This is a genomic window from Mesobacillus sp. AQ2 (assembly GCF_030122805.1).
GTDB lineage: Bacteria > Bacillota > Bacilli > Bacillales > Cytobacillaceae > Mesobacillus > Mesobacillus oceanisediminis_A.
This window is the reverse complement of sequence record NZ_CP126080.1, coordinates 3,131,942-3,152,600: the sequence shown is the minus strand read 5'-3', so window position 1 is coordinate 3,152,600 and position 20,659 is coordinate 3,131,942. Positions and strand designations below refer to the sequence as shown.

23 protein-coding genes and 1 riboswitch are annotated in these 20,659 nt (G+C 42.7%); of the genes, 17 read left to right on the top strand and 6 right to left on the bottom strand.

The window, feature by feature from the left end:
• The first annotated feature begins 119 nt into the window (after positions 1–119).
• The 4 genes from sigX (at position 120) to QNH36_RS15885 (ending at position 3,970) form a co-directional block, all read left to right on the top strand.
• On the top strand, positions 120–671 hold the full coding sequence (sigX, locus tag QNH36_RS15900; protein WP_144476663.1) for an RNA polymerase sigma factor SigX: 552 nt from the start codon (positions 120–122) through the stop codon (positions 669–671).
• Positions 646–1,887 (top strand): GerMN domain-containing protein, encoded by a 1,242-nt coding sequence (locus QNH36_RS15895; RefSeq protein ID WP_283903788.1) that lies wholly within the window; start codon positions 646–648, stop codon positions 1,885–1,887. Before sigX ends, QNH36_RS15895 begins: the two co-directional genes overlap by 26 nt.
• A gap of 239 nt (positions 1,888–2,126) precedes the next feature.
• Positions 2,127–3,089: a peptidoglycan DD-metalloendopeptidase family protein gene (locus QNH36_RS15890; RefSeq protein ID WP_283903787.1), complete on the top strand. Its 963-nt coding sequence runs from the start codon at positions 2,127–2,129 to the stop codon at positions 3,087–3,089.
• 68 nt (positions 3,090–3,157) lie between these two features.
• A complete protein-coding gene (locus tag QNH36_RS15885) occupies positions 3,158–3,970 on the top strand; it encodes a histidinol-phosphatase (RefSeq protein WP_283903786.1) in 813 nt (270 codons plus the stop codon).
• Between the two features lie 63 nt (positions 3,971–4,033).
• Here the strand turns inward: QNH36_RS15885 and serA are convergent, their stop codons facing one another.
• Positions 4,034–5,608 carry a phosphoglycerate dehydrogenase gene (gene serA / locus QNH36_RS15880; protein WP_283903785.1) on the bottom strand — a complete coding sequence of 525 codons (1,575 nt, stop codon included), beginning with the start codon at positions 5,606–5,608 and terminating at the stop codon, positions 4,034–4,036.
• Between the two features lie 288 nt (positions 5,609–5,896).
• A riboswitch (FMN riboswitch) is annotated at positions 5,897–6,028 on the top strand.
• 163 nt (positions 6,029–6,191) lie between these two features.
• On the opposite strand from serA, the gene QNH36_RS15875 reads away from it, so the two are divergent.
• Positions 6,192–6,773 carry an ECF transporter S component gene (locus QNH36_RS15875; RefSeq protein ID WP_144476679.1) on the top strand — a complete coding sequence of 194 codons (582 nt, stop codon included), beginning with the start codon at positions 6,192–6,194 and terminating at the stop codon, positions 6,771–6,773.
• Positions 6,774–6,883: 110 nt separating this feature from the next.
• Here the strand turns inward: QNH36_RS15875 and QNH36_RS15870 are convergent, their stop codons facing one another.
• On the bottom strand, positions 6,884–7,132 hold the full coding sequence (locus QNH36_RS15870; protein WP_079509594.1) for a ferredoxin: 249 nt from the start codon (positions 7,130–7,132) through the stop codon (positions 6,884–6,886).
• A gap of 367 nt (positions 7,133–7,499) precedes the next feature.
• Here QNH36_RS15870 and QNH36_RS15865 point away from each other — a divergent pair, with 367 nt between their 5' ends.
• The 5 genes from QNH36_RS15865 (at position 7,500) to QNH36_RS15845 (ending at position 11,941) form a co-directional block, all read left to right on the top strand.
• The gene (locus tag QNH36_RS15865) at positions 7,500–8,531 is read left to right on the top strand and encodes a YpbB family protein (protein ID WP_260983580.1); all 1,032 of its coding nucleotides are present in this window, start codon (positions 7,500–7,502) and stop codon (positions 8,529–8,531) included.
• Entirely contained in the window at positions 8,522–10,024 is a 1,503-nt protein-coding gene (locus tag QNH36_RS15860; RefSeq protein ID WP_144476684.1) for a RecQ family ATP-dependent DNA helicase, read from the top strand. Before QNH36_RS15865 ends, QNH36_RS15860 begins: the two co-directional genes overlap by 10 nt.
• Positions 10,021–10,623, top strand: a complete 603-nt coding sequence (locus QNH36_RS15855; RefSeq protein ID WP_144476687.1) for a CPBP family intramembrane glutamic endopeptidase — start codon at positions 10,021–10,023, stop codon at positions 10,621–10,623. The genes QNH36_RS15860 and QNH36_RS15855 overlap by 4 nt, the downstream gene beginning before the upstream one ends.
• Complete coding sequence (locus QNH36_RS15850; RefSeq protein ID WP_144476689.1) at positions 10,616–11,356, top strand: LysM peptidoglycan-binding domain-containing protein; 741 nt, start codon at positions 10,616–10,618, stop codon at positions 11,354–11,356. The genes QNH36_RS15855 and QNH36_RS15850 overlap by 8 nt, the downstream gene beginning before the upstream one ends.
• A gap of 126 nt (positions 11,357–11,482) precedes the next feature.
• The gene (locus QNH36_RS15845; protein WP_144476692.1) at positions 11,483–11,941 is read left to right on the top strand and encodes a YpbF family protein; all 459 of its coding nucleotides are present in this window, start codon (positions 11,483–11,485) and stop codon (positions 11,939–11,941) included.
• A gap of 31 nt (positions 11,942–11,972) precedes the next feature.
• On the opposite strand, the gene QNH36_RS15840 is transcribed toward QNH36_RS15845, so the two are convergent.
• The 3 genes from QNH36_RS15840 to QNH36_RS15830 are packed head-to-tail and all read right to left on the bottom strand — an operon-like array spanning position 11,973 to position 13,056.
• Positions 11,973–12,542 (bottom strand): manganese catalase family protein, encoded by a 570-nt coding sequence (locus tag QNH36_RS15840; protein ID WP_144476695.1) that lies wholly within the window; start codon positions 12,540–12,542, stop codon positions 11,973–11,975.
• Positions 12,543–12,568: 26 nt separating this feature from the next.
• Positions 12,569–12,829, bottom strand: a complete 261-nt coding sequence (locus tag QNH36_RS15835) for a spore coat protein CotJB (RefSeq protein WP_144476697.1) — start codon at positions 12,827–12,829, stop codon at positions 12,569–12,571.
• Complete coding sequence (locus QNH36_RS15830; RefSeq protein WP_144476699.1) at positions 12,826–13,056, bottom strand: spore coat associated protein CotJA; 231 nt, start codon at positions 13,054–13,056, stop codon at positions 12,826–12,828. The genes QNH36_RS15835 and QNH36_RS15830 overlap by 4 nt, the downstream gene beginning before the upstream one ends.
• A gap of 144 nt (positions 13,057–13,200) precedes the next feature.
• Here QNH36_RS15830 and QNH36_RS15825 point away from each other — a divergent pair, with 144 nt between their 5' ends.
• The 7 genes from QNH36_RS15825 to QNH36_RS15795 all read left to right on the top strand — a co-directional run bounded on the left by QNH36_RS15825 (position 13,201) and on the right by QNH36_RS15795 (position 19,304).
• The gene (locus QNH36_RS15825; RefSeq protein ID WP_144476701.1) at positions 13,201–13,833 is read left to right on the top strand and encodes a CBS domain-containing protein; all 633 of its coding nucleotides are present in this window, start codon (positions 13,201–13,203) and stop codon (positions 13,831–13,833) included.
• Positions 13,834–13,892: 59 nt separating this feature from the next.
• A complete protein-coding gene (locus tag QNH36_RS15820; RefSeq protein ID WP_144476704.1) occupies positions 13,893–14,285 on the top strand; it encodes a hypothetical protein in 393 nt (130 codons plus the stop codon).
• 18 nt (positions 14,286–14,303) lie between these two features.
• Entirely contained in the window at positions 14,304–15,092 is a 789-nt protein-coding gene (locus QNH36_RS15815; RefSeq protein ID WP_283903784.1) for a metallophosphoesterase, read from the top strand.
• Positions 15,093–15,155: 63 nt separating this feature from the next.
• Positions 15,156–16,067: a MerR family transcriptional regulator gene (locus QNH36_RS15810; protein ID WP_144476707.1), complete on the top strand. Its 912-nt coding sequence runs from the start codon at positions 15,156–15,158 to the stop codon at positions 16,065–16,067.
• Positions 16,068–16,133: 66 nt separating this feature from the next.
• Entirely contained in the window at positions 16,134–16,712 is a 579-nt protein-coding gene (locus tag QNH36_RS15805; protein ID WP_144476710.1) for a genetic competence negative regulator, read from the top strand.
• Between the two features lie 232 nt (positions 16,713–16,944).
• Positions 16,945–18,222 (top strand): Glu/Leu/Phe/Val family dehydrogenase, encoded by a 1,278-nt coding sequence (locus QNH36_RS15800; RefSeq protein ID WP_144476713.1) that lies wholly within the window; start codon positions 16,945–16,947, stop codon positions 18,220–18,222.
• 110 nt (positions 18,223–18,332) lie between these two features.
• Positions 18,333–19,304, top strand: coding sequence for a YpdA family putative bacillithiol disulfide reductase (locus tag QNH36_RS15795; protein ID WP_283903783.1), 972 nt, complete (start codon positions 18,333–18,335; stop codon positions 19,302–19,304).
• A gap of 280 nt (positions 19,305–19,584) precedes the next feature.
• Here the strand turns inward: QNH36_RS15795 and QNH36_RS15790 are convergent, their stop codons facing one another.
• Positions 19,585–20,556, bottom strand: a complete 972-nt coding sequence (locus QNH36_RS15790) for an asparaginase (protein ID WP_283903782.1) — start codon at positions 20,554–20,556, stop codon at positions 19,585–19,587.
• Positions 20,557–20,659: the final 103 nt, after the last annotated feature.

The following is a 20,659-nucleotide window of genomic DNA, read 5'->3' as shown; positions in this document are numbered from 1 at the left end:
ACAAAAATATTTCCCTTCGGAAAAACCCTTTCATTTCCAATCTAAAAATAATATAGTTAATATGAAACTTTCTTATCTGTTTTACGACTAATCTAATGAATGCGGAGGCGAAAAGACCTATGAACTCCGTTTTTGATGAATTGTATCAAAAATATCATCATGACGTTTTTCAATTTTTATTTTATATGGTGAAAAGCAGGGAACTGGCAGAGGATCTTGTTCAGGAAGTATACATCCGTGTTCTCAAGGCTTATGACAGGTTCGAAGGGAAAAGCAGTGAAAAAACCTGGCTGTTTTCTATCGCGAAGAATGTCGCGATCGATCATTTCCGAAAACAGAAGGGCTGGAAGCAGCGATTGCTTGAAACCTTCGATATGTCTGCACGGCAGGTAAGGGATGAGCAGCCGCTGCCGGAGGAAATGGCGCTTCAAAGTGAAGAAATCCAAATGATGTACAAGTGCCTCGATCAATGCACAGTCGACCAGCGTATGGTCATCATCATGCGCTATATACATGAACTGACGATTTCCGAGACGGCCGAAGCTTTATCGTGGACGGAAAGCAAGGTCAAGACTACACAGCACCGTGCTTTGAAGACACTGAAAAAGCTTATGGAAGAAATGATTGAAAAGGAAGGGATGACTAGTGAAAAAGTCACAGCTAAGCGATAAGCAGCTAGAAGATCTCCTCGGCCAGATGCCAAAGATAAAAGACCATCGCGACTCTCGTGACATTTATCAGAATATCGCCCATCGAGTGGAAAAAAGAAAGAAAATGCCCACATGGATCATTCCGGGTGCGGCTCTCGCTGCGGTACTCTTCCTCGCCTTTATTCTTTCCCCAGGATTGTTGGGAAACAATACTTCTGAACAAATGAGCATGGACAGCAGTTCTGCTAAGGGAGAAAAATCATCCATAGAAATGGATACTGCAATCAGCGATGATTCAGCAAAGAAAAGTGCTCTTGAGAAGGAAAACACACTCTTGAGGGATTCAGCAGATAAGAAAGAAGAGGCTGAGGAATTCATCAAAATGGATAAAACCAATCCATATGACGGGCTGATTTCTGTATATCCAGATGAGTTCGATACAGAGGCTTCAGAAATCTTCACCTATGCAATTCCCGACCAGCAGGCGCAGGCTGTTGTGCCAGTTACGGTAACAAGGCCGAAGGAAACGGGGAAAACCTGGATCGAGAGCTATACGGAAACAATGCAAATGCTTAAGGAAGTGGAATGGGGGCTTACTGATTATTACCCAATGGATGCTTCCTGGAGCTATGAGGAAGCGACAAAAACATTGAGCATAGATGTTAAAGAAGATCACCCTTTTAGAAATGGAAGTACACCAAACGTAATTTTCGTTGAAGCAATGACACAAAATTTTTCTCGAGAAGGCATCGAGAGAATGATGTTAACAACAGAGGGTAACCCGGGGATTGACTTAGGGAACTATGGTCAAATGGAAGAACTTCCACTTAATGCAGAAACAACAAAAAGAAGAGCATACTTGTTCTTGTCGGTGGAAGGGATGCCAAATCCATACCTTGTACCGACAAAAGAACAGCATAAGACAATTACAGAAGCATTTGCGCAGATGTGGAAGGGAGATGAAATCGGGCATCTTGCACCTTCACTTCCGGAAAATTTCAAGCTTGCAAAAACTGAATCTAATGATAAAGTGCTCGAGATTACCTTGACGGATGAAACGAAGCTGCAGGAAGATTTCATGCCGAATCTCGAGGCAATCCTGATGACAGCGAGCGAGTTTGATTATAAAGGTGTAAGGTTTACTAATGCAAACATTGACCAGCTGGGGCCTTTCAATTTGAAAGAAGTATTACCGCTGCCACTTGCTCCAAACAAAAAGAATATCGAAAGTGAATAAATGAGCTGCTGTCTTTGAAAAAGCAGCTGAATATTTTTTTGAAAAAGGAAGGCCGTTCAGGTCTTCCTTTTTTGCGTTGTAGTGAATGCAACTAATTTTCCTTCTTTTGCATAAAAAAGCAGCTAACCACCAATTATAACGAATGTGCTTTTTAGCTGCTGCTTTTCCATACCGCAGTTCTATTTTCGTACAGGCTGTCATAGGGATGGAAAGGGAGTAAAAAGTTAAGGAGGAAGAAAATGCAGGATTATATAAAGCGATTGCTCATTGCCGGGTTAATGGCACTCTGTATCAGCTTGCTGTTTCTTGGCGGAAAGCACTCTCAGGCAGAAATGCTCGATATACCGGAACTGACTTCAGACTGGGTATGGCCGGCAGAAGGGGTCATTACAGACCTTTACGGAACACGCCATGGCCATCATAAAGGAATAGATATCGCAGGTGAGCTCAAAACACCTATACATAGTGTTGATCAAGGGATCGTTACAAAATCATATTATTCAGGTTCATACGGTCATGTTGTATTCATTAAGCACGATAACAACCTGGAAACTGTTTATGCGCATCTGAATAAAAGGAATGTTGAGGAAGGACAGGCTGTCAAGCAGGGAGATATCATCGGCCTTATGGGCAATACGGGAGATTCCTCAGGTGTCCATCTTCACTTTGAAATCCATAAGGAAAAATGGACATATGAAAAAGAAAATGCTGTGGACCCCGTTTTGGCGCTGGGAGACACTGCTGTAGGAGAGCCAGTTGACGCATTGGCAAAGGTGGAAGAAGTGACAATGGAAACAGTCGCCAGACTGCGGTTAGCTGATGATATTGCGATTAATGATCAGCATGGCAGTCTGAAAGCTGAATCTAAGGAAAAGGATCAACAGAAGTCGGGGGAAGCCATTCCGCAGCAACCTGACATAAAGCATACAGTCAAAGCTGGAGAGACTCTTTGGTCGATCGCAAAAATGTATCATACATCTGTAGAGTCAATCAAGCATAGTAATCAGCTTGATGGAGATCAGATATCCCGTGGTACAGTTTTGGTCATCGGGCAACCTGCTGACAATAAGTACGTCGTAGTTTCCGGGGACACTTTGATTTCGATTGCCAGGAAGACAAATACAACTGTCAGCCAGTTGAAAGCATTGAACAACTTGACTACGGACACAATCAAGCCGCAGCAAATATTGGATACCCGATAAGCAATTTCTTGTTCCTATCATCACTTGAAAGTATAATGGGGAAAAGAGTCGCAAAGGGGATGGGGACGATGCTGACGGATTATCATAATCATCTGGAAAGAGGCACATTGACACTCGATTATTTGAAGCAGTTTACGGATACAGCGAGCTCGAAAGGAATTCAGCATTTCGGGATTTCAGAACATGCATATCACTTTTATCAAACAGCGGACATTTTGCGAAATAGCTGGGTGGATGAACGAAGATTTTATGATATGGCTGATTATGTCGATCTATTTGAAGAAGCCTGGAGAAATGAAATTGACGTGAAGATGTCCATTGAGATGGATTACACCCCAGGCAAACATGAAGAAATGGAACGATTCATCAAAAGCTACGATTTTGATTATGTAATCGGATCGATTCATTGGATCGGCGATTTTGGGATTGACCTGGCTGAATATCGAAAAGAATGGGATAAAAGGGACGTAAAGGAAGTATACCGAAACTACTTCGACCAGGTCGTGACCCTTGCGCAGTCTGACTTGTTTGATATTATTGGACATATTGATCTTGTGAAAATCTTTAACTATGTCCCCGAAGATGAAAGTTTTCTATTGGAACAGTATGACAGGGCGACAACAGCACTGGCGCAATCAAAGACTTGCGTCGAAATAAGTACTGCTGGATTACGGAAACCTACTCAAACATTGTATCCAGATAAAAGGCTATTGCAAATGTGCCTTGATAAAAAAATTCCGATCGTATTATCATCGGATGCCCATGTCCCTGAACATGTTGGCGCGGATTTTGATCAGGCTCTTGAGCTTGCGAAAGAGGCTGGCTACAAAGAGATCATGACTTTTTCAAAAGGAGAACGAAAAGCTTTTCCGCTGGGTTAAGCCTGATTGACAGACGAATAAAAAACAGGCCTCCAATTCAGATTCGAGGCCTGCTTCGTGTATTTAGAGAATGATGCTATTGATTGTTACGATATCTTGCAGTGACCCGAGCTTGGCGATCATATCATTCGAAAGCGGCTTGTCAAAGGATAGGACCATTATCGCTTCTCCGCCAGCTTCCTTTCTGCCAACCTGCATGGTTGCGATGTTCACATCATGGTCGCCAAGTATCCTTCCTACATGGCCGATTACACCAGGACGGTCCATATGCTGGATATATAGCAGGTTGCCTGATGGATGGAAATCAATGTTAAATCCATCGAGACTGACAATCCTTGGGCCGTAGTTTTCTATATAAGTTCCTCTCACTGTAAAATCATCTCCGTCTCCGCTTGCGGTGATGGTCACGGTGTTTGCATAGCCGAACGAGTTTCCGGTCACTTTTTCCCCGACCATGATTCCACGCTCTTTCGCGATATGAATCGCATTCACTTCATTCACATTCACATCAATTCGATTTTCGAAAAAACCTGAAAGTAGTGCTTTTGTCAAAAAGGAGGTTTCAAGTTCAGCAGCCGTCCCTGAATAGGTGGCTGTCAATTCATTTACGCCTTTGTTATGGCATTCAGATACGATTTTCCCCATTTCCTTTGCAAGCTGGTGGAAAGGCTGTATTTTTTCATAAATTTCTTTAGACATGGCCGGCAGATTAATTGAGTTGGCAACAGGATTATTTTCAAAAAAAGTCCTGATTTCCCTGGCAACCTGAGTAGCGACATTCAACTGTGCTTCTTTCGTTGAGGCGCCAAGGTGTGGGGTGACAATGACGGAATCAAATTTAAGTAAAGGGTGTTCCCCTGGGGGTTCGACTTCGAAAACATCGAGGGCAGCACCTGCTACGTGGCCTTTTTCGATAAAGTGGGCGAGGGCCATCTCATCGATGATTCCGCCTCTGGCGCAATTGAGGAGATAGACCCCTTTTTTCGTCTGGCTCAAAGTCCTTTCGTTAAGAAGCCCTTTTGTTTCTTTCGTCAAAGGAGTGTGGACGGAGATGATATCCGCTTCCTGAAGAACGTTGTCGAAAGTAGATAATTGTACTCCTAAGACATCTGCTCGTTCTTTCGTTAAAAATGGATCGTACACCTTAACGGACATGCCGAAAGCCCTTGCCCTTTTGGCAAGCTCGGATCCGATCCTTCCTAATCCGATGATTCCCAATGTTTTGCTGTGAAGTTCATTCCCGATAAACTGATTTCTTTTCCATTCCCCATTTTTTACGGTTGAGTGTGCCTGCGGGATATTCCTCATCAATGCAGACATCATCGCAAAAGTATGTTCAGCAGTGGAAATCGTATTGCCGTCTGGGGCGTTGACGACGACAATCCCTCTTTTCGTCGCTGCGGCAATATCAATATTATCAACACCGACACCTGCACGTCCGATGATTTTCAGTGAAGGCATGAAGTCGAGCAGCTCGGCCGTCACCTTTGTCGCACTTCTTACTAATAACGCGTCGACTTTTTCCAAACTGACAAGTCCGGAATCAATTCCCCCTGTGTACACTTCTGCCTGCTCCCACTCCAGCAATGGCTGCAAGCCTTGTTCTTTGATTGAATCAGCAGCTAACACTTGAAACATTTTTGCCCACTCCCTTATGTAAATAAAAATAATTTTCTGATTATTTTACAAGACGAATATTCTTTTGTCAAATCCTCTTAATGTTCTTGAATTCAATGTAAACGCTCCCATAAAAAGAAGTCACTATTGGGATTTAAGGTTGATTTTCCGAATTTTGCAGGCTTTTCCTAATCATATTCAGCCAGGAAGGAGTATAGGATTGATTTGGTGCGGACATAAAAACGTCACAAGCAAACATCTTCACAAAAATTCTTTTTTTCAGTATAATAAACATGTTAATTAAATATGGTCTATCTTCGGGGCAGGGTGAAATTCCCGATCGGCGGTAATGAGTATCTTCTCTAAGCCCGCGAGCCTTTTGAGGCAGGATTTGGTGCGATTCCAAAGCCGACAGTATAGTCTGGATGGGAGAAGATGGAGGTTCTGCAGACGTTCAAAAAATGCAGGTTTGAACGTTTATTAAGCATGCCTTAGTCAATTCTCCCTCAAGCATAAAACTTGGGGGATTTTATTTGTCTATGGGTATGTGAATGCTGAACCTTTCTTCTTTATGTGAGATGGATCTCTATAAGGAGAGAGGGAAATGAAAAAATTTAGTGTAAAAGCAATGGTTTCAATTGGAATGTTGAGCAGTATATCTTATGTTTTAATGCTGCTGAATTTTCCGCTGCCGCCGTTTCCAAAATTCTTGATGGTCGATTTCAGTGATATTCCTGCATTGATCGCTGCTTTGATCTTCGGTCCGGCAGCTGGTATTTTAGTAGAACTTATAAAGAATATCCTTGATTACTTCATGACAGGCAGTGAAACTGGAGTGCCAGTAGGCCATGCTGCCAACTTTGCTGCAGGAGTTTTATTCATTCTGCCAACTTACTATCTGTATCAGCGGGTAAAAACTAAAAAGGGAATGACATTTGCCTTAGTGGCAGGGACGATCAGCATGGCCATTCTGATGAGTGTCCTTAATTACTATGTATTCCTGCCTGCTTATACATTGTTCCTGAATATGCCGGCAATGTCTGGTCCAGAAACAAAACAGTTTATTGTGGCGGGTATCCTGCCTTTCAACTTTGTTAAAGGCCTGATGATGTCTATTGTGTTCATGCTAATGTTCACGAGAATGAAAACGTGGATCGAAAGACAGCAAAATTATAAGAGTGCCTAATTTTATAATTGACGATATAAAGCAACGGCCTGCACCGTTGCTTTTTTGGTGTTTTTTCCCAGACACAATAAAAAAATTCCCGCTTAGGAAGCGGGAATTTATGTATGGTCTTATTCGAACTTCGTTGCGTCTCCGTCGAATGGCTCGTCAGCAACCTTGATTGAGTCAGTCGGGCATCCTTCAAATGCATCCATCATGTCATCGATCAATACGTCTGGAATTTCAACGATACCTTCGTTGTCATCAAGTGTTACGAATGCGATGCCTTCATCGTCGTAATCATAGATATCTGGAGCAGCTGCACCGCAAGCTCCACATGCAATACAAGTTTCTTTGTCAACAATTGTGTACTTAGCCATGATATAATTCCTCCCAAGTGTTTAACAATAATATGCTGTTTTCACCAATATCAGTGAAAACGTATTCCTCATATCTATTGTAAAACTGTATCGCCAACATTTCAATAAAAAAAAGTATTGAGAATGCTTATCAGATAAGGCGTTGAATGGATTTTACGCTGAAAATAAAACATTCTGCTCGACATTTTCATGTTAAAATAATGGTATATTATTTTTCTGCTATAGCAGGACAGGAATTTTTTCCGTCAGCTTTGTTTATTATACCCAAAAAATGTGGCAGGCAAATGGATGGAAAAATGTTTTAAGCCATCAAAGCATTAATTTCAAGGGTGATAGTATGAGGATAACCTATTTGGAGTCTGTTATTTTGTCGATATTGAAAAGAATCAATGGTGAGAGGACGATTTATTCTGTGTTTCACCTTTTACAGGGCAAACGCTCATCACAGACTATCCAGGATGCTCATCTATATAAAATCACCCCGTATTTCTCTACATACTCTTCTGTTACCCGGGATGGACTGGAAAAAATGGTCGGAAGGCTGAAGCACAGCGGTTTGGTAGAGGAGATAGCAGAATCGAAAGTTAAATTAACGTCCGGAGGGGAAGAGGTACTTGAACAGCGTTTATCTCAATGTACTCTCCCGAAATTTTTAAATGGCTGGAAGTACCATCAGGTAACTGAGTCCTTCTGGGAAAGATTGACTCTGCTCATCCAGGTGAGTTCGAATCTGATCAATCAAGAACGATCCTATATCCCCATCAGGAATAAACCGGAAACACTTAGCTGGGTGAAGAGATATATCAGACAGCAAAATGAAGATCGCTATTTACTGGCTGAAAGGCTGTATGAAGAACTTATTTCAGCACTTGAGAATGAGGGGACCAGACCGGAATTGGTCGTGTTAAGGTTAACCGGTTTCAAGAAGATCGGCTTGACGATCATGCAGGCTTCTGAACGGACTGGCATAGAACCGGCTCATTATCATTATGAGTTTCTGAATTGTATGCATGCCATGTTCGACAAGATTACCGGTGACCCATACGTATATCCGCTTTTGAGTGGATTGTTGAATAAGGCAGAACGAGAGGTGCCATTGACGCTTTCAACCGACAAAACGTATAAATTTCTTAAAAGGGGCTACAGCCTTGATGAAATAGCCGCTGTCAGAAACCTTAAGCACAGCACGATCGAGGATCATATTGTAGAAATTGTGCTTACAATAAAGGAATTTGATATAGATCACTTTGTACCATCTGATAAAAAGGAAAGAATATTGATGGCTGCACAGCAAAATTCCGCAAAAAAACTGAAACAAATTAAAGAACGCGTGGCTGATGCCTCTTATTTTGAAATCAGGCTTGTTCTCGCTAAATATGGTGATGCCGAATGGAACTGAAACATTATCTGGCTAAATATTTTCATTTTACTGATTTCCGTCCGGGACAGCGTGAAACAATTGAAGCTGTCTTAGAGAAAAATCATACTATATCGATGCTGCCGACAGGTACAGGAAAGTCACTTTGCTATCAGTTACCAGGTTACCTGCTTGATGGTCCAGTTTTGGTTGTATCACCACTTCTGTCGCTGATGCAGGACCAGGTTGAGCAAATGATGGCCATGGGTGAAAAGAGAGTGATTGCCTTAAATTCCTTCTTATCTCCGCGGCAAAAGGCCCAGGGACTTGAGCAACTCGAAAAATTCAAATATATTTTCATATCTCCTGAAATGCTGGGGATTGATTCAATATTGGATCGGCTGATGAAGCTGTCTGTGTCCCTTTTTGTTGTGGATGAGGCCCACTGTATCTCACAGTGGGGTTATGATTTCAGGCCTGACTATCTTAAGCTTGGGGAATACCGCAAGAAGCTTGGACAACCGTTGACGCTTGCATTAACAGCCACTGCCACAAAGGAAGTTCGCAGAGATATTGCTGAAAAGCTTTGTCTTGAGGAATGGAATGAGATAGTCTATTCGGTGGACCGTCCATCTATTTCGCTCACTCTCGAACAAGCATCGTCATTCCAGGAAAAGCTGGAAAGGACAACCGAGCTGGTGAAATACCTAAAAGGGCCTGGGATCATCTACTTTTCAAGCAAGAAAGTGGCTGAACAAACAGCCGCACATTTGAGGGAGAAGGGCAGCAAGAATGTCATGGCTTATCACGGAGGACTTGATTCGGAAAGCCGGGTCCTGATCCAGCAGCAGTTCATCAATGGTCAGCTTGATGTGGTTTGTGCCACCAGCGCTTTTGGAATGGGCATCAATAAAGATAATGTACGGTATGTAATCCATTTTCACATGCCAATGCAAATCGAATCGTATCTTCAGGAAATCGGCAGAGCCGCAAGAGATGGTTTGGATTCCATCGCCGTTTTGCTGTATTCTCCAGGAGATGAACAGCTGGCGTACCAGCTCGCCGAAGCAGAACTTCCAGATCAGTACCAGGTGGAACGATTGTTCGGATTTTTAATTGAACATCAAATACCTTACCATGATTTGGACCATCGGGCCGAAGAGCTATCAATGATATGCGGATTCACGGAGATACAATGGAGGATTGTCGAAGAATACCTGTCCAGTCTTGGGAATGTAAATTATAAAGCCGATTCGGAAAATATGATTCAATTGATTGATAACCGTTTGTCTGTGAAAAAGCAGAAGATCCGGAGCATGCTTGAATGGATCCAGACAAAGGAATGCAAAAGAGCATTTATCCTGGAAACATTCAATGAACAACTGGCAGGAAAGCCTGAGAATTGCTGCAGCTGCTGTGGTATAAATATGGAGCATTATAAAGAAACCAAATCATCCATTGAACATGAGGAAACTGTGATGGATTGGAAGCGTGATTTGGCTTCAATTTTATTGATAAGTGAGCGGATAGAATGAAAGATCGGTATAAGGAAACCGTGGCGGGGCTTACTGAAAAGGAACTGCTTTTCCATCTTGCGGCTACTCAAATTTTACTATTAACGATTTCGTCCATTTTGGGTATGATAGTGTTTGATAGTATAAAAGAATTCACGGAATTATTCGTTTGGGATGATCAGAATATTTTGACGTACGGTTTAGGGGCAGGGGCGGCAGTTGTCGCGCTGGACGTCGTCCTTATGAAATATCTGCCGAAATCGTATTATGACGATGGTGGGCTGAACGAAAGAATATTCAGGAATAGAAGCGTCTCCCAGATCATGCTGATTGCAGCGGTGGTTGCTGCCAGTGAGGAAATACTCTTTCGGGGAGTCATCCAGACAAATACAGGTCTGATCATTTCGAGCATCATTTTTGCAGTCGTTCATTACCGTTATTTGTTCAATTGGTTTTTGTTTACTAATATTATCTTATTGAGTTTCTTGATTGGCTTTATATATATGGTCACGCACAACCTGGCAGTGACCATTATCATGCATTTTGTTATTGATTTCATCTTAGGTTTGATCATAAAATTCAGAACTCATGCAGCAAATGGGGGTACAGGAAGTGAATAAGGAAAAACCGATCAGGGACCAGGCGGAGCGGCTGAGAAAAAGGGTAGAACGCAAGTCTGATAGTAAAGTTGAGAAAAAGGATGCACTGCCGCCAAGAAGTGAGATCCATAGACAAAAACAGAAAAAAACGAAAGTGAAAGTTAAATACCCGGTGATCAGGCTGATGGCATTATTTTTCATTTTGCTGCCCATTACCTTTTTCAGCATCCTTTCCTATCTGGATGGTGAAGGTGGACCCTTGAATAAAACGCTTGAACGGGCTGGCGTGGAAATGATCAATGTTGAGAGTAAAGAAGACTGGAAAGACATAAAACAGGAAGAAGAAGATGCGGCACCGGTGTTAGAAGAAGTTTCCGGACCAACAGATGAAATCGAGGCAGCAGCAGCTGCTGCGCCTTCACCTTCACCTGCATCTTCCAATAACAGCGACAAGGACTCAACAGACACTGGTGCGGGTGGAGAGAAGGAAACGGTGGAGGGACAAGCGGCAGCCACTCCTGATCATAAGGATGAACAGGCATCCCCGACGACCTCATCCAACTCTGATGAAGGAGAAACCGCAAGCGAAGAAACAATCCTCTATCATACAGTAAAACCGAGTGAAACTTTATTCAGGGTGGCGATGACCTATTATAAGTCCCAGGATGGGATTCCGATCATCCAGAAAGCGAACAACCTGAAGGGCAATGAAATCAAGGCAGGACAAGTTCTTAAAATACCGATTAAAAATTAGCCGGAGTGAAAACTTCCGGCATTTTTTATTTCCCAAACTGAAGTAATCCGAAGGCATGATTTTTTTTGCTGAACAACATAACTTCATGGACAAGTTCATAAAAATGTAATGAGGGGAGGGCTTGCCATGGAACAGGAAATCATGAATCTGGATGACCGTACAGATCCTGCGACTAAAAGGATGCTGCAAAATGTAATAGACCGGAAGAAAAAGTTCGAACGGTATAAATCAAGACATCTTTTATCCGTTTGGGCAACTATAGGGTTGATTTCGATTTATTTCTACTATCTTTATATAACGGTGATGAAGCCGTATTCTTATTCATTCGCCGAGATTTTTTCTGTTTATGTACAGAATTCTGCAAATCTATATTTCCTCATTTTTACGGTAGGAACCTACGGATTAATGATTCTGTTGAAGGAGAAACGTGAAAAGGCCGAGAAAGAATATCAGGCTTTACGATGTGAGATTGTTGACCGCAGCAAGGATTTATGGAAAAAAGAAGATGAATGGAAGAGCCGGCATATTGTATTCGATATGATGAAAAAGAAATATGATATTAATCTTTATCATGAAAACAAATAAGAAGCATCCAGTTCGGATGCTTCGGCGTTGTCTAGAAAACTTTCTTTTTGCCCTGGTCCTCCTTGATGATTTCCACTGCCTCACGGAAACGCTGGGAATGGATGATTTCACGTTCCCGAAGGTACCGCAACCCATCATTAAGGTCAGGGTCATCGCTCAAATTGATAATCCACTGGTAGGTTGCTCTCGCTTTTTCTTCTGCCGCTATATCCTCATATAAATCGGCGATAGGATCACCCTTTGCGGCGATATAGGATGCTGTCCAAGGTACTCCTGCAGCATTATGGTAAAAAATAGCACTATCATGATTCGCATAGTGGGCATCAAGTCCTGCCTGTTTCATCTGATCAGGGGTTGCATCCTTGGTCAATTTGTAAATCATAGTCGCAATCATTTCCAAATGGGCGAATTCTTCTGTGCCTATATCTGTCAATAATCCTATTACTTTATCAGGAATGGAATAACGCTGGTTCAGGTATCTGAGTGCCGCGGCCAATTCGCCGTCGGCCCCGCCATATTGTTCAACCAGAAATTTGGCGAGCATGGGGTTACAGGTGCTTACTTTTACGGGATATTGCAACTTCTTTTCATAAAGCCACATTTTCCTTACCCCCTCCTAAGTTGAATTTAAATTTGCCAAGGCCACGGACCTTCTGACCAGTTCCATGGATAACCGGAATAGCTGTTGCCATATTGCTGGAGAGGACCATACATGCTTTCAACAACCTTTTTCAATCTGCGCCTTTCTTTAGCGAACTGGTTGAACTGGTTGATGGCATCATAATCCTCAGGGTGGGTATCGAGATACAGGGTAAGTTCAACAAGAACAAAATCAACCGCCTGAAGTTCTTCCATCGCCGCATAAAATTCCTTCGGCAATTGTTTCATGAGTGGTCCTCCTCCGTTGGAGCCTCGTATGGTGAATACCAGGGATCATAGAACACCTTCCACAGGGTCCCTGTCCTCAATGCTTGCATTGGTGTGAACTGTTCAAGATTGGGCGGCTGGAAGCCCAGGAATAGATTCGGTGGTGTGGAATACGTTTTCGCCTTGATAGGCGGACAAGGATCGAAGGGACTGGCGTATGGGTACCAAACTCTTCTGTATGTTGACAAGCTAAGCCCTCCTCTATATAAACTTCATTTCATTTTATGAGCAAAGTTTCGTTTCATGTTAAATTTATATCTTCAAGAAGGGATTTTTAAAGATATGCAGAAATATATAAGGTATGGCAGTACTTTAAATTTGAGGTGAATGGAATGTTCGTTAAAAGTATCATGATACCGAAGTACAAATGTATAACTGCACAACTTGGTGATACACTGCAAGATGTGCTTGAAAAGCTTGATGGGAATGAAATTGATGGGGTTCCGGTTCTGGATGGCGACAAATATGCTGGTGTCGTCACAAGGTATGGGATTTACCAGGAATACTTCAAGACAGGCGGAGATAAGGACGAATTCCTGCAAAAGAAGGTGGCCGGGGATATACTATGCCTTCAGGATCAAATTCTCCATGGCATCGAGATTTTTGAAAACACCCTGGTCAAATTGAAGGATATCCCGCTTCTGGCTGTTATAGATGAACATGGGAAATTCCAGGGAGCTGTAACTCGCTCCGATGCCCTGGACCAATTCCAAAGTGCTTTTGGAGTACAAAGGGAGGGTGTCAGGATTGCGTTCACTTCTGTTGAAACAGAGGGAAGAATTGCTAGACTGGCTGATATTGCCCACCAGTTCCATGAACATATCATTTCATTGGTTACTTTCGATGAGACAGACAAGCTTGTCCGACGGATTGTCATGAAGATTGAAAAGAAAGACAATATAGACAAGTTTATCAAAAAGCTGGAGGATTCAGGTTTCCGGATCCTCGACATCCATGAAGTTTGATTTCCGATACGGAAATAAAGACAAGGGCCTTTCATACATTGAGTATGGGAGGTTTTTGTATGCTTTGGAAAGTGTTAAGGCTGGTAATCGGACTGGTTTCGGGTTACCTGGTGATCAATTGGATGACGACTGTCATTCCTCTCCACTCTGATGAATTTGTGAGTGAGTCCATCTTAAATCCTTTTGGGTTCCTTGCTGGTACGATGATACTGGCAGTCGGCATGCTTTCACTGGGCGGCTTGATTGGTACCGGCATTTTAGCAATCAAGAATATTGTTAAGGGAGATGAAGGATCGGTTACGGATATCACACTGGCAGTTATCTGTTTCGGTGGCTTTTTTCTGCTGTTTACCCTTGGGTGGTGGCAGGCAGCTATTTTTTTCGTTTTCTGTTTGCTTTATGGTATGATTTCACTTAGCTCAACTGGGAACAAAGAAAAAGGCCGGATTTAGTATTTGCAGGAGGAAGAGATGGAGATCATTTATATTCTACTGGGGATGCTGCTGTTTGGCGGCTTCCTTCTACTATATATGTATAGGCAGGCATTTGAGGACAGAGTTTTAAAGCAGGAAATCAGGCTGAAGGATTTCCCGGCAAGTTTTGGTACTGTGAGAATCTTTTTTATTTCAGATATCCATAAGCGTATTATTTCAGATTCAATCATCAATGAAGTAAAAGGAAAGCCCGACCTCGTCATCATTGGAGGGGACCTTGCGGAAAAAGGGGTTTCCCTTGAACGGATTTCCGCAAATCTTGAGAAGCTGAAAACAGTAGGTCCTGTATTTTTTGTTTGGGGAAACAATGATTATGAATTCAATTCCCATGAATTGGACTCTCTTTTGTACCATTCTGGGGTAAAGGTCCTGGACAATACTGCGGTTAAATTTGAATCAGAAGCTGGGGATATCCTGTATCTTTTAGGTATAGACGATTTCGGCCTTGGCAAAAGCAGGCTGGATCTGGCTGTGCGTGATGCTGAAGAAGAAGGGTTTCGCATTCTTGTAAGCCATAATCCTGCCATCGCCAACAGTTTAAAGTCAGAGGATGAGATCAGTCTTTTATTAAGCGGACATACCCATGGAGGGCAAATCAGGATCTTTGGATTCGGCCCTTATGAGTTGGGCGGGATAAAAAAGAAAAATGGCACTACGGTGCTGACAAGCAATGGATATGGCACGACAGGAGTTCCATTTAGGCTGGGAGCAAAAGCCGAGACCCATTTGATTACATTGGCTCCTGAACTTAATCCAGCAGATTGAAGTTTTACAACGAAATATATACCCGGATATAATCGGTACAACAGGTATATACGGAGGTTTTATATGGGGAACAGCACAGGGAAATACAATATTAAAGCAGCAGCGAATATGCTTGGAATCCAGCCTGGGACACTGAGGGCCTGGGAGAGAAGATACCAGATGATTGCTCCTGCCAGGAATGAGTCCGGCCATCGCTTATATACGGAGGAACACTTAAAAATCTTACGTTGGCTGATTTCCAAAGTGAATCAAGGCTTCACGATCAGCCAGGCTGTTTCCCTGCTTGAGAACACTGAGCCATTAATGGGACCTTCTGAAAGGCCGAAAAAGGACAAGCAGGATGAATTCAGGGAAGAGATTTTAACTGCACTTTTGGGGTTCAATAGTTCAAAAGCCCATGAATTGATCAACCAGGCCTTCAGTATTTTTACGATTGATAAAACGGTCATTGATTTATTAGGGCCAATTTTGATTAAAGTAGGCGATTTATGGGAAGAGGGAAGTATAACGACTGCACATGAGCATTTTGCTTCTTCGTTTCTTCGTTCAAGGATTGAAGGATTATCTAGTTCATTTCCGCATAGTTCGTTTCTTCCTAAGGTAATTGCTGTATGCGGACCAGGGGAGAGGCACGAGCTAGGTTTGCTGATCTATACAATGTACCTGAGGAGAAAGGGGTTCGAGGTTATCTTTCTTGGCACAAGTCTTGCTGAAAATGATATTGAAGCAGTGCTGGATAAGGTAAAACCCAGGTTCTTATTCTTATCATGCACATTGGAGGAAAACAGGGAAGCAACCTTGGAACTTGCCGGGACCATAAAGAAGAATTATCCTGGTCTTCATATCGGGCTCGGTGGCATAGCAATTGATTCCATGCCTGAAGGGCTGCAGAAAGAACATCAGGAACGCATTGTAGGGATCACAAGGGCGGAGTGGGAGAAATGGTTGAAAAAGCGCATCGATTCACTTAAATAACTCACCAACCTGCATTATTTTCATAAACTAAAATAAGAGCTTTGTCGATGGCAGGGGGCATGATTTATGCGCTTAGAACGATTAACCACCAATAAAATAAAGATATTCCTTACGATAGATGACTTATCCGACCGGGGTTTGACCAAAGAGGATATTTGGAAGGATTCTTTGAAGTGGCACCAGCTTTTTCACGATATGCTCGAGGAGGCCAGCGAGGAATTCGATTTGGACATAATCGGTTCAGTTGCAGTGGAAATTTTCTCATTGCATACACAAGGAATGGTCATGATTATCACGATGATTGAACAGGATGAAGACGAAGAACAATTTGAAGATGGGATCATTGAAATGCAGGTAACGGTCGATGGAAGCGAAGAGATTCTATTTCAATTCGATAACATCGAGGATGTAATCCAGCTGGCCAAGAGATTGATGCAGTCTGGTATTACGGGAGGCAGCCTGCACTATATGAATGATCAGTACTATCTGCTAATGAATGGAATCTTGCCTGAAGATGCAGAGAAGACCGTGTCTTTATTGGCTGAGTATGGGGTTCCATCCATTTTGAGCATCCACAGACTGCTCGAATATGGGAAGGAAATTATGGAGGAATCTGCAGTCGAAACTCTTGTCCATTATTTTTGATAATGATGGAAAGAGCTTCGGCTTTTTTATTACCTTCGCCCTTGCACAATGTCTTATAATTCAGTCAATTCCAAAGAGGTCAATCGTGATAAGGGCTTGGATGGCAGCGTTTTCATTTAATGGTCAAAAAATGCTGAAAACGGTTTTTTTCTTCTTGCATAAAAAAAACAAAGGTGTATACTAATCCATGAAAGCAGACAACATCCGCAAAAGTGATTTAGGAGGTTTATCAATGGTAGCCGCAAACGGTAATGAAAATCCAAATAAAGAAGACAAACATGACGTCTTACGATCTACACAAACTGTTATTCACAAGGCTTTGGAAAAACTCGGATACCCAGATGAGGTTTATGAGCTTTTAAAGGAGCCGCTCAGAATGATGACAGTGAAAATCCCTGTCAGAATGGATGACGGATCTGTTAAAGTCTTTACTGGCTACCGGGCGCAGCACAATGATGCAGTGGGTCCAACAAAGGGAGGAATACGTTTCCATCCAAACGTAACGGAGAAGGAAGTCAAAGCCTTATCAATCTGGATGAGTTTGAAATGCGGCATCGTCGACCTGCCTTATGGCGGTGGTAAAGGCGGGATCGTTTGTGATCCTCGCGATATGTCGTTCAGGGAACTGGAAAGATTAAGCCGGGGGTATGTTCGTGCGATCAGCCAGATCGTAGGACCAACAAAGGATATTCCCGCACCTGATGTTTTCACGAACTCGCAGATTATGGCTTGGATGATGGATGAATACAGTCGTATAGATGAATTTAACTCTCCAGGATTCATTACAGGCAAACCGCTGGTACTCGGTGGATCACATGGTCGTGAATCGGCAACTGCAAAAGGGGTCACGATTTGTATCCGTGAAGCTGCAAAGAAAAGAGACATCGAACTGGAAGGTGCAAGAGTAGTCGTACAGGGGTTTGGTAATGCCGGAAGCTACTTAGCCAAATTCATGCATGATGCCGGCGCAAAAATCATCGGTATTTCAGATGCATATGGTGCACTCCATGATCCGGATGGACTCGATATCGATTACTTGCTTGACCGTCGGGACAGCTTTGGAACAGTAACTAAATTATTCAATAATACCATTACAAATAAAGAATTGTTGGAACTTGATTGTGATATTCTTGTTCCAGCTGCGATAGAAAACCAGATTACTGAAGAAAACGCCCATAATATCAGGGCAAGCATCGTCGTAGAGGCTGCTAACGGACCGACAACATTGGAAGCAACCCAGATCCTTACGGAACGCGGCATCCTGCTTGTACCCGATGTCCTTGCATCTGCTGGCGGGGTAACTGTTTCTTACTTTGAGTGGGTACAGAACAACCAGGGATATTACTGGACAGAAGAGGAAGTCGAAGAGAAGCTTGAAAAGGTTATGGTGAAATCCTTTGACAGCATCTATGAGACGGCCCAGACACGCAGAGTAGACATGCGCCTGGCTGCTTACATGGTCGGAGTCAGAAAAATGGCAGAAGCAAGCAGATTCAGGGGCTGGATTTAAAGAAAAGGGTTCTTCATTGAATCTGAAGATAAAATCTCCTATCATTTAATGATGGGAGATTTTTTATTTTCCGGTTGATCAGTTAGAGTGATAAGGAGTGTTTCTAATATATGAAAAACGAAGATGTCATCATTATCGGCGGGGGGCCATGCGGACTTGCTGCAGCCATTGCCCTTAAGAAGAAGGGAATGAATCCGCTCATCATCGAAAAGGGAAATATCGTGAATGCGATATATAATTATCCTACTCATCAAACATTCTTCAGCAGCAGTGAAAAGCTGGCAATTGGAGATGTCCCATTCATTACCGAGAATCTGAAACCGAAACGGAACCAGGCGCTGGTATATTACCGTGAAGTGGTCAAGCGCGAAAAGCTCAGAATCCATAAATACGAAAAGGTGACGGAAGTTGTAAAACAAAGCGAATTACTTTTTAAAGTAACAACAAATAAACAGCAGTACACCGCAGAAAATATCGTCATCGCGACAGGGTACTATGACCATCCAAATCTCATGGGAATACCTGGCGAAGAGCTGACCAAGGTTTCCCACTACTTCAAAGAAGCACATCCTTTCTTTGATATGGATGTCGCCGTCATAGGGGGCAAAAACTCGAGTGTGGATGCAGCCATCGAGCTGGAGAAGGCTGGAGCGCGAGTGACCGTCCTTTACAGGGGGGCAGAATATTCTTCGAGCATCAAACCGTGGGTACTGCCGGAATTTGAAGCGCTTGTAAGAGCAGGGTCAGTCCAAATGGTGTTTAACGCAGAAGTAAAAAAAATCACTGACAGTACAGTGGTTTATGAACATGAAAGGAAAACGGTGAATTTAAAAAATGATCATGTTTTTGCCATGACTGGTTACCGGCCGGACCATGCTTTCCTTAAGAAAATGGGAGTGGGAATCGATGCTGAAACAGGTCGGCCGGACTTTGACCCAGAAACCATGGAAACAAATATACCAGGCATATTTATTGCCGGTGTGATAGCTGCCGGGAACAACGCAAATGAAATCTTTATCGAAAATGGCCGATTCCACGGAGGTCAGATTGCAGAAGCGATATCAAATAAGAGTGAAAAGTGACTTCAATCAAAAATATAAGCTGAATCACTGAAAGAAAGCGGTGCCTGATTGCATGCAAGGCACCGCTTTTTCATATACTTATGTTGTTGTTAAAGGCTGTTTTCGTAAATAGTGTTTTTAAAATCTTAAAGCCGATTTTAACGTGCTATAAAGCCATTTTGCTGTTCGTTTTTAAGTGTGCAAGCTCTTTTCTCATAATAGCTTTAATTTTATGAAGAAAACTAGGTCATTCAATCCCATTTAGTAGTCAATAGCAACTAAGTTTGAGAAAAGAGCTTTGTTAAAACATGAACATCTCAGCTATTTCATACATTTTGTCCGTTTTGGCAAGGGCGACGAGCAGTTTGATCCTCGCTTTCTGTCCGTTGAGGCCGTTTGAGAAGATGACACCCATTTCTTTCAGGTGTTTTCCTCCGCCTTTATAGCCGTATACATCCTGGACGATTCCAGCGTAACTTCGGGATACGATCACCACCGGGATATTATTCTCGATGAACTTTTTCACTCCTTCAAGAGCAGCCGGGGGGAGATTTCCCTGTCCAAGTGCTTCGATAACGACACCATCCACTTCCAGGCCGAGAATGGCATTCAAGAGAGAGGAGTCCATCCCTGCATGCGCCTTAATCAGGAATACGTTTTTGCTGATATCCTGCACAGGGTAATTTTCATGCTTCGTAGGAGTGTGATGGAAAAGAACCCCCCTTTTAGTCACAATGCCAAGTGGTCCATATTGTGGACTTTGGAAAGTTGAGATATTGCTTGTATGCGTTTTTGTAACGTTGACTGCTGTGTGGATTTCATCATTAAGAACAACAAGTACACCTTGTCCAATTGCCTCGGGACTGGAAGCGACCCGGATTGATGATATCAGATTATAAAGACCATCAGAACCTATTTCATTGCTGGAACGCATCGCGCCGGTTACAACAATCGGGAAGCCTGCCTGGCAGGTAAGGTCTAAAAAATAGGCTGTTTCTTCGAGTGTATCTGTGCCGTGGGTGATCACAGCTCCGTCGATATCCCCTTTTCTGCCATATTCCTCAAGGATAAGTTTTAACCTCATCATCTCTTTTGGAGTGATATGCGGTGAGGGCAAATTAAAAGGTTCTTCGATGATTAGATTGGCAATGCCTGACAGAAGTTCAGTGCCTTGTGTCAAAGGATTGTTTCTGCCAGGTTTTACTGCGCCGCTTGTATCCTCGCTCATGGAAATGGTTCCGCCTGTGTGGATCAATAAAATATTTTTCTTCAAGACTATTACCTCCGAAAAGACCAATCGAGAAAGAATAATAATCCATTTTCTTTCTTCTAATTACATGATACGATTAAAAAAACAAATTGAAAAGAGGACAGCA